The organism is Streptomyces sp. yr375, assembly GCF_900110755.1.
Lineage (GTDB): Bacteria > Actinomycetota > Actinomycetes > Streptomycetales > Streptomycetaceae > Streptomyces.
The window spans coordinates 158,434-167,584 of the sequence record NZ_FOFF01000014.1; the positions used below are offsets into that span (position 1 = coordinate 158,434).

Below are 9,151 nucleotides of genomic sequence, written 5' to 3' on the forward strand. Positions count from 1 at the left end.
GCTTCTTGACGGGCCCCGTGAACGAGAAAATCCCCTGAGCAATTGCGCTCGGGGGATTTTTTTGCGTATATTCAATGGTTCGCGACTTCGCGGGAATTGGGTCGCAAAGAGGCTTAGTGAGCACAGTATATATGTCCGGGAGTGGAATTGTCAAACAGCGATGAAATTCACGGTGAGCAGGAATTCATCGACGGTCTGTACGCACGCGTGGACGCACTGCGCGGCGCCACCGAGGACTCCGTCACGGACGCGCTCGGGCGGGGCAACACGCCCATGCAGGCCCGGCTGGAGCGGGACATCCTGGTCGCCGAGCGCTCGGGGCTGCTCGCCGCGCTGAACGCCGTGGACGGCTCGCTCTGCTTCGGCCGGATCGACCTGACCTCCGGCACCACCCACCACATCGGCCGCATCGGCATCCGCTCCGACGACGCCGACCTCACGCCGATCCTGATCGACTGGCGCGCCGACGTCGCCCGCCCCTTCTACCTGGCCACCGGCCACACCCCGATGGGCCTGCGCCGCCGTCGGCACCTCACCACCGACGGGCGCCGCGTCACCGCCCTGCACGACGAGATCCTCGACCTCGGCGACGCCACCCGCACCGGCCACGAGGACCCGAGCGGCGACGCCGTCCTGCTCGCCGCGCTCAACTCGGCCCGCACCGGCCGGATGAACGACATCGTGCAGACCATCCAGGCCGAGCAGGACGAGATCATCCGCGCGCCCCACCGCGGGGTGCTCGTCGTCGAGGGCGGCCCCGGTACCGGCAAGACCGCCGTCGCCCTGCACCGCGCCGCCTATCTCCTCTACGAGCACCGGGAGTTGCTCGCCAAGCGCGCCGTCCTGATCGTCGGCCCCAACCCCGCGTTCCTCGGCTACATCGGCGAGGTGCTGCCCTCCCTCGGCGAGACCGGCGTACTCCTCGCCACCGTCGGCGAGCTGTTCCCCGGCGTGCGGGCGACGGCCACCGACCCCCCCGAGGCCGCCGCCGTCAAGGGCCGCGCCGCGATGGCGGACGTCCTCGCCGCCGTCGTACGCGACCGGCAGGCGCTGCCCGATCCGGTGGTCGCGATCGAGCACGACCGCGAGATCCTCATGCTCGACGACGGCCTCGTGGGCGTCGCCCGCGAGGCCACCCGGGCCGCCGGGCTGCCGCACAACGCGGCCCGCGAGCACTTCGAGGGCTGCATCCTCAACACGCTGACGGACATGGTCGCCGAGCGCATCGGCACCGACCCCTACGACGGCTCGAACATGCTCGACGCCAGCGACATCACCCAGATCCGCGACGAACTCGCCGAGAACCCCGAAGTCTGGGCCGCCATCGACCAGTTGTGGCCGCGCATCACCCCGCGCCGCCTGGTCGCCGACTTCCTCGCCGCCCCCGAGGCCCACCTGAGCGACGCGGACGCCGCCGCCGTCCGCCGCCCGGTCACCCGCGCCTGGACGGTCGCGGACGTCCCGCTGCTCGACGAGGCCGCCGAACTCCTCGGCGAGGACGACCGGTTGGCCCGAGCGCGCGCCGACCGCGAGCGGGAGACGCAGATCGCCTACGCGCAGGGCGTCCTCGACGTCTCCTACGCCTCGCGCACCTACGAGTTCGACGACAAGGAGGACGGCGACCCCGACGCTTCCGAGGTCCTGTCCGCGCACGACATCATCGACGCCGAGCGGTTCGCCGAGCGGCACGAGGAGGACGACCACCGCAGCGCCGCCGAACGCGCGGCGGCCGACCGGACCTGGGCGTTCGGGCACATCATCGTCGACGAGGCGCAGGAGCTGTCGCCGATGGCGTGGCGGCTGCTGATGCGGCGCAGCCCGACCCGCTCGATGACCCTGGTCGGCGACCCCGCGCAGACCGCCGAGGCGGCCGGGGTCGGCTCCTGGTCGGGGATCCTCGCCCCCTACGTCGAGGACCGCTGGGAGCACACCCGCCTCGGCGTCAACTACCGCACCCCCGCCGAGATCATGGAGGCCGCGGCCGCCGTCGTCCGCGCCGAGCACCCCGGCTTCGAGCCGCCGAGCTCGGTCCGCTCCACCGGCGTCCGGCCCTGGGCGCGCGCCACCGACGACCTGCCCGCCGCCGTCGCCGAGGCGGTGGCCGAACTGACCCCCGCCGAAGGCCGGTTGGCGGTGATCGCGCCACGCGCGCTGCACCGGCGGCTGGCGGCCCGCCTCGACGGGGTGACGGCGGGCACGCAGCCGGACCTGACCCGCACGGTCGTCCTCCTCGACCCGCGCCAGTCGAAGGGGCTGGAATTCGACTCGGTCCTCGTCGTCGAGCCCGCCGACTACGGCACCAGCGACCTGTACGTCGCCCTCACCCGGGCCACCCAACGGCTCGGCGTGCTCCACACCAAGGAACTGCCGAAGCCGCTGCTGACAGCGCTGGCGTGCACCGGCATCACCAAGACGTAACAGTTCATGTGGTGATCACTGCGCGTGCACGGTCGGTGCGGTAAGCGTTGCCTATGGAAGACCAACACCACGTCACCGCGCCGGCCGACAGCCCCGCACTCGGAGCGCTGCCCGTCGAGCCCCTGCTCACGGCGGAGTTCGACGCCGACCCCGGCGCGGTGTACCGACGGCTGCGCAGCACGTACGGTCCCGTGGCCCCGGTCGGTCTCCTGGGCGTGCCGGTGTGGCTCGTACTGGACTACCGGGAGGTGCTGGAGGTCCTGCGCAACGAGAGCCGGTGGCGGCGCGACGTACGGCACTGGCGGGCCCGCGCCCAGGGCGAACTGCCGCCCGGCTGGCCGCTGCTGGCCGGCTACGAGGTGCGGCAGACGATGTTCATGGACGACGAGGAGCACCTCGCCGCCCGCCGCACCCACCACGCCGCCCTGCGCCCCTTCCAGGACGCCAAGAGCCCCGAGGGCTGGGAACTTCGGGCGGCCGTCGCCCGGTACGCCGACGAGCTGGTCGCGCTGCTGGCCGCCGAGTCGGGCCGGACCGGCTTCGCCGACCTCGGCGCGCAGTACACCCGGCCGCTGCTGCTCATGGTCACCAGCAAACTGTTCGGCTGCCCGGTCGAGTTGGGCGACGAACTGGTCATGGACCTGTGGCGGATGCTCGACGGCGGCCCCGACGCGGGCCCCGCCACCGGCCGCGCCCTGTCCGCGTTCACCCGGCTCGCCGCCCACCGCAGGGCCAGACCCGGCGACGACCTCACCTCGTACATGATGCTCGCCGACCCCGACCTCACCGACGAACAGCTCGGCCGGGAACTGTTCATGAACGCCGTCTACCTCAACGACATCACCGGCAACATGGTCCTCAACACCCTGCTGGAGGTGTTGCGCGGCAACGCGACGGTGCGGCGCAGTCTGTCGGCGGGACAGCTCGGCGAGACGGTCAACCGGGCCGCCCTCGCCAACCCGCCCATCGCCAACATGTGCTTCCGGTTCGCCGCGCGGGACGTGCGGCTCGGGCAGTTCTGGATCCGCGCGGGCGACATCGTCTTGCCGTCCTCGGCCGCCGCCCACCAGGACCTGCTGGCGATCGGCTCCTCCCACATGGTCGGCTCCGCCGTCTCCACCCGCGCCCATCTGGGCTGGGGCGCGGGGCCCCACCAGTGCCCCAGCGCCGCCCGCGAGTTGGGCGGGCTGATCGTGACGACGGCGGTGGGGCGCGTCTTCGACCACTTCGCCAAGGCCGAACTGGCCCTTCCGTTCGACCAGTTGCCGTGGCGGTCGGGTGCGGTCGTGCGCGGCCTGAAGATGCTGCCGGTGCGCTACGAGATGGCGGCGGCGGAGCTGGACACGGCCCGGCCGGCCGCACTCGAGTCGGCGTCCGTCGGGATCGACGGTCAGGCCAGGGGGCTGCTGGCGGCGCTGCGGCGCTTCATGTCCGGTGCCCGCTCGGGGGGCTGAGCGCGGGCGGAGCCCCCGGCGACCCGGGGGCTCCCCGGTCCGCCTACGCCGGGCGCAGCCACACCGTCGCCAGCGGCGGCAGGGTCAGCCGGATGCTCGCCGGGCGGCCGTGCCGGCCTTGCGGTTCCGGTTTGACGACGTCCGGGTTGGTGACGTCGCCGCCGCCGTACGCCGCCGCGTCGGTGTTGAGGGCCTCGTGCCAGGCCGGGACGTCGTCGGGGACGCCGAGCCGGTAGCCGTGCCGGACGACGGGGGAGAGGTTGGAGACGGACAGCAGCGGGGAGCCCTCGGCGTCGTAGCGCAGGAACGCGAAGACGTTGTCCTCGGCCGCGTCGCCGGCCACCCACTGGAAACCGGCCGGGTCGGTGTCCCGCTGCCAGAGCGCCGGGGTGGTGCGGTACACGCCGTTCAACTCGCGGACCAGGTCCCGGACGCCCCGGTGGTCGGCCTCGGCACCGTAGGCCGAATCCAGCAGCCACCAGTCGGGGCCGTGCGCCTCGGACCACTCCGCGCCCTGGGCGAACTCCTGCCCCATGAAGAGGAGTTGCTTGCCCGGGTGGGCCCACATGAAGGCCAGGTACGCGCGCAGACCGGCCCGCTGCTGCCACCAGTCGCCGGGCATCTTCGACACCAGCGAACGCTTGCCGTGCACCACCTCGTCGTGGGAGAGGGGCAGTACGTAGTTCTCGCTGTACGCGTACACCATCGAGAAGGTCATCTCGTGGTGGTGGTAGCGCCGGTGCACCGGCTCGTGGGCCATGTACTGGAGCGAGTCGTGCATCCAGCCCATGTTCCACTTCAGCCCGAAACCGAGCCCGCCGAAGCCGCTCGGCCCCGGGTGGTGGGTGGCCCGCGTGACGCCGTCCCAGGCCGTGGACTCCTCCGCGATCGTGACGACGCCGGGACTGCGGCGGTAGACCGTCGCGTTCATCTCCTGGAGGAAGGCCACCGCGTCCAGGTTCTCCCGGCCGCCGTGCTCGTTCGGCGTCCACTGGCCCGCCTCGCGCGAGTAGTCGAGGTAGAGCATCGACGCCACGGCGTCCACCCGCAGGCCGTCGATGTGGAACTCCTCGCACCAGTAAGTGGCGTTGGCCACCAGGAAGTTGCGCACCTCGCGCCGCCCGAAGTCGAACTCCAGCGTGCCCCAGTCGGGGTGGGCGGCGCGGAGCGGGTCCTCGTGCTCGTAGAGGGGCTTGCCGTCGAACTCCGCCAACGCCCACTCGTCGCGCGGGAAGTGGGCCGGCACCCAGTCCATCAGGACGCCGATCCCGGCCCGGTGCAGGGCGTCCACCAGGTACTTGAAGTCGTCCGGCGTGCCGAGCCGGGCCGTCGGCGCGTAGAAACCGGTGACCTGGTAGCCCCAGGACCCGCCGAAGGGATGCTCGGCGACGGGCATCAGCTCGACGTGCGTGAAGCCCAAGTCCGTGACATAAGCCGGTAGTTGCTCGGCGAGTTGACGGTACGTCAGGCCCGGTCGCCAGGAGGCGAGATGGAGCTCGTAGACGGAGAACGGGGCCTCGTGCACGGGTATCTCGGCCCGCCGGGCGAGCCACTCCTGGTCCGTCCACTCGTGGTGCGAGGCGTGCACGATCGACGAGGTCGCCGGCGGGACCTCCGTACGCGTGGCCATCGGGTCGGCGCGCAGGGTGTGGGAGCCGTCGGGGCGGGTGATGTCGAACTTGTACAGCTCGCCCTCGCCGATCCCGGGCACGAACAGCTCCCAGACGCCGGAGGAGCCGAGGGAGCGCATCGGATACCCGGTGCCGTCCCAGTAGTTGAAGCCGCCGGTCACCCGCACCCCGCGCGCGTTCGGGGCCCACACGGAGAAGCTCGTGCCCTCCACGTCCTGGTGGGTCCTCGGGTGCGCGCCGAGCACCGTCCACAATTGCTCGTGCCGGCCCTCGCCGATCAGGTGCAGGTCCAACTCGCCCAGCGTGGGCAGGAAACGGTAGGCGTCCTCGGTCTCCACGCTCGCGTCCTCGTAGACCACGAGCAGCCGGTAGGCCGGGACCTCGGTGAGGGGCAGCACCCCGGAGAAGAACCCGTCGCCGTCGTCGTGCAGTTCGGCGCGCATCGCACCCACGAGCACGGTGACGCTCCGCGCGTACGGCCGCAACGCCCGGAACACCACCCCGCCGGGCACGGCATGCGCACCGAGCACGGAGTGCGGGGCGTGATGCGTACCGTGCAGCAGCCGCTCACGATCGGCGGCGGAAGCCTCTGACGCGGGCGGATCGCCGGTGACCGTGAGCATGGGTATGGGCTTGGTCTTGGCCTTCGGAGACTTCTTCCCTGCGGGCTTCTTCGGGGGAGTCACGTGCGCGGTCTCCTCAAGGCTCAGGGCTCAGGGCAGGTCGGGGGTGGCGGCGAGGCGGCGTATCGCGGAGAGCGGGACGGGGAGCCAGTCGGGGCGGTGGCGGGCCTCGTAGACGACCTCGTAGACGGCCTTGTCCGTCTCGTAGGCCCGCAGCAGTACGGGGTCGGTGCGCGGGTCGGTGCCCGCGACCTCGGCGTAACCGGAGCAGTAGGCCGCCCGGCAGACGCGGGCCCAGCCGGGGGCGGGCGGGTCGGTCGAGTGGGCCGCGTAGTCGAAGGAGCGCAGCATGCCCGCCACGTCCCGCACCGCCGGTTGCGGCAGCCGCCGTTCGGCCAGCGGGCGGGCCGGCTCGCCCTCGAAGTCGATCAGCGACCACTGCCCGGAGGCCGCCCGCAGGCACTGGCCGAGGTGCAGGTCGCCGTGGACGCGCTGGGCGGTCCAGGTGTGGCCCTCGGCCGCGAGACCGGCCAGCGCCGTGAAGGCGGTGCGCAGCGCTGGCGCGTACGGCCGCAGCGCGGGCACCGCCTGCGCCGCCGCGTCGAGGCGGACGGCCATGCCGTCCGTCATCGGCCGTATCTGCGCGTGCCCCAGCGTCGCCGTGGGCAGCGCGCGGGCCAGCGCCCCGTGCACCTCGGCGGTGGCCCGGCCCAGCGCGCGCGCCTCCGCGCTGAAGTCCTCGCCCTTGGCCAGTTCCCGCAGCGCCAGCTCCCAGCCGTCCGCCGCGCCCTGCACATACGGCTGGAGCACGGCGAGGACGTACGGGTCGCCCTCGAGGTGCGCCTCCATCCAGGCCGTCGGCGCGGGCACCCGGGGGCAGTCCTCGCGGGCCAGCGCCAGCGGCAGTTCCAGATCGGGGTTGACGCCGGGCACGACCCGGCGCAACAGCTTTAGGATGAACGTATCTCCGTAGACGACGGACGAGTTGGACTGTTCGCCGGTGAGCAGCCGTGGGACCAGTCCCGTCCGGATCTCCTGTGCCGGGTCGCGCTCGCAGCGCAGTGCGCCGATCCGGGCGCGGGAGCGCAGCGCCTCCAGGAGCACGTCGGCGGGCCGGGTGTCGTACAGGGCGTCGTACACGGTCCGCCCGGCCAGCGGGCCGCGCGTCACGTGTCCGATGAGCGCGGGGGCGAGCCGGGGCGGCAGGGTCTGGCGTACGCCGATCAGGAGTTGGTAGCAGTCGCCTGGACCGGTGCCCTGCTCGGCGCGCACCAGCAGGTGGTAGAGGCCGAGCCGGGTACTGGCCGGGACCAGTTCGGTGGCCGCCACCTGCGAGAACCCGGTGACCGGGCGCCCCTTGCCGGCGAACCAGCGCTGCCGGGGCAGCCATTCGCGCAACAGGGGGTCCAGTGAGGCGAGGAGGCCGGGGTCCGTCCGGCCGGAAAGGGTGACAGTCGCCGCCATAGGTGTCACATTCCTTTCCCCGGGGGGTCGGGGTGTTACTGATGCGTGCCCCGGGCGGGACAGGGGAAACCCGCCCCGCCGCAGGACGCTAGGCCGCGTCGCGGCGCAGCCGGAACCAGTAGAAGCCGTGCCCGGCCAGCGTGAGCAGGTACGGCAGGTCGCCGACCGGCGGGAACCGCACCCCGCCGAACAGCTCCACCGGATACCGCCCGTTGAACCGGCTCAGGTCCATCTCGGTGGGCTGTGCGAAGCGCGAGAAGTTGTGCACGCACAGCACCAGGTCGTCCTCGTACTCACGGAGGAAGGCGAGGACCGCCGGGTTGGACGACTGCAACTCGGTGTATGTCCCGAGGCCGAAGGCGGGGTTCTGCTTCCGGATCTCGATCATGCGCCGGGTCCAGTGCAGCAGCGACGACGGCGACGACATCGACGCCTCGACGTTGGCGACCTGGTACCCGTAGACGGGATCCATGATGGTCGGCAGGAACAGCCGTCCGGGGTCACAGGACGAGAAGCCCGCGTTGCGATCCGGTGTCCACTGCATCGGCGTGCGGACGGCGTCGCGGTCGCCGAGCCAGATGTTGTCGCCCATGCCGATCTCGTCGCCGTAGTAGAGGATCGGCGAGCCGGGGAGCGACAGCAGCAGCGCGGTGAACAGCTCGATCTGGTTGCGGTCGTTGTCGAGGAGCGGGGCGAGCCGGCGGCGGATGCCGATGTTGGCGCGCATACGCGGGTCTTTCGCGTATTCCGCGTACATGTAGTCGCGTTCTTCGTCCGTGACCATTTCGAGGGTCAGCTCGTCGTGGTTGCGAAGGAAGATGCCCCACTGGCAGTTCGCGGGAATCGCCGGGGTCTTGGCGAGGATTTCCGACACCGGGTAGCGGGATTCCCGGCGCACCGCCATGAAGATGCGGGGCATGACCGGGAAGTGGAACGCCATGTGGCATTCGTCGCCGCCGGAGGCGTAGTCGCCGAAGTAGTCGACGACGTCCTCGGGCCACTGGTTCGCCTCGGCGAGGATCACCGTGTCCGGGTAGTGGGCGTCGATCTCCTTGCGGACCCGTTTGAGGAACTCGTGCGCCGCAGGAAGGTTTTCGCAGTTCGTGCCTTCCTGGGCGTACAGGTAGGGCACGGCGTCGAGGCGGAAGCCGTCGATGCCCAGGTCCAGCCAGAACCGCAGCGCGGAGATCATCTCCTCCTGCACGGCCGGGTTCTCGTAGTTGAGGTCCGGTTGGTGGGAGAAGAAGCGGTGGAAGAAGTACTGCTTGCGGACGGGGTCGAAGGTCCAGTTGGAGACTTCGGTGTCGACGAAGATGATGCGGGCGTCGGCGTACTGCTTGTCGTCGTCGGCCCACATGTAGTAGTCGCCGTAGGGTCCGTCGGGGTCCTTCCTCGATTCCTGGAACCACGGGTGCTGGTCGCTGGTGTGGTTCATCACGAAGTCGATGATGACGCGCATGCCGCGTTGGTGGGCGGCGTCGACGAATTCCACGAAGTCGGCCAGGTCGCCGAATTCGGGGAGGACGGCGGTGTAGTCCGAGACGTCGTATCCGCCGTCGCG

5 protein-coding genes are annotated in these 9,151 nt (G+C 71.3%); 2 read left to right on the forward strand and 3 right to left on the reverse strand.

What is annotated here, in order from left to right:
* The first annotated feature begins 165 nt into the window (after window positions 1-165).
* Window positions 166-2,418 carry a HelD family protein gene (locus tag BMZ82_RS17155; protein ID WP_093776631.1) on the forward strand — a complete coding sequence of 751 codons (2,253 nt, stop codon included), beginning with the start codon at window positions 166-168 and terminating at the stop codon, window positions 2,416-2,418.
* Window positions 2,419-2,471: 53 nt separating this feature from the next.
* Window positions 2,472-3,872, forward strand: a complete 1,401-nt coding sequence (locus BMZ82_RS17160) for a cytochrome P450 family protein (protein WP_093776592.1) — start codon at window positions 2,472-2,474, stop codon at window positions 3,870-3,872.
* Window positions 3,873-3,915: 43 nt separating this feature from the next.
* Here BMZ82_RS17160 and glgB read toward each other — a convergent pair whose 3' ends face one another.
* From glgB to treS, 3 genes are all read right to left on the reverse strand, one after another.
* A complete protein-coding gene (glgB, locus tag BMZ82_RS17165) occupies window positions 3,916-6,126 on the reverse strand; it encodes a 1,4-alpha-glucan branching enzyme (protein WP_093776594.1) in 2,211 nt (736 codons plus the stop codon).
* 90 nt (window positions 6,127-6,216) lie between these two features.
* Window positions 6,217-7,590 carry a maltokinase N-terminal cap-like domain-containing protein gene (locus BMZ82_RS17170; protein ID WP_177244528.1) on the reverse strand — a complete coding sequence of 458 codons (1,374 nt, stop codon included), beginning with the start codon at window positions 7,588-7,590 and terminating at the stop codon, window positions 6,217-6,219.
* 88 nt (window positions 7,591-7,678) lie between these two features.
* The coding region (gene treS, locus BMZ82_RS17175; RefSeq protein WP_093776598.1) for a maltose alpha-D-glucosyltransferase at window positions 7,679-9,151 on the reverse strand (1,473 nt) is incomplete at its 5' end.

What these genes read in the sequence shown, in the direction of transcription:
- glgB (WP_093776594.1), bottom strand. Translation starts at nt 6,126, where the DNA reads ATGCTCACGGTCACCGGCGATCCGCCCGCGTCAGAGGCTTCCGCCGCC.
- BMZ82_RS17170 (WP_177244528.1), bottom strand. Translation starts at nt 7,590, where the DNA reads ATGGCGGCGACTGTCACCCTTTCCGGCCGGACGGACCCCGGCCTCCTC.
- BMZ82_RS17160 (WP_093776592.1), top strand. Translation starts at nt 2,472, where the DNA reads ATGGAAGACCAACACCACGTCACCGCGCCGGCCGACAGCCCCGCACTC.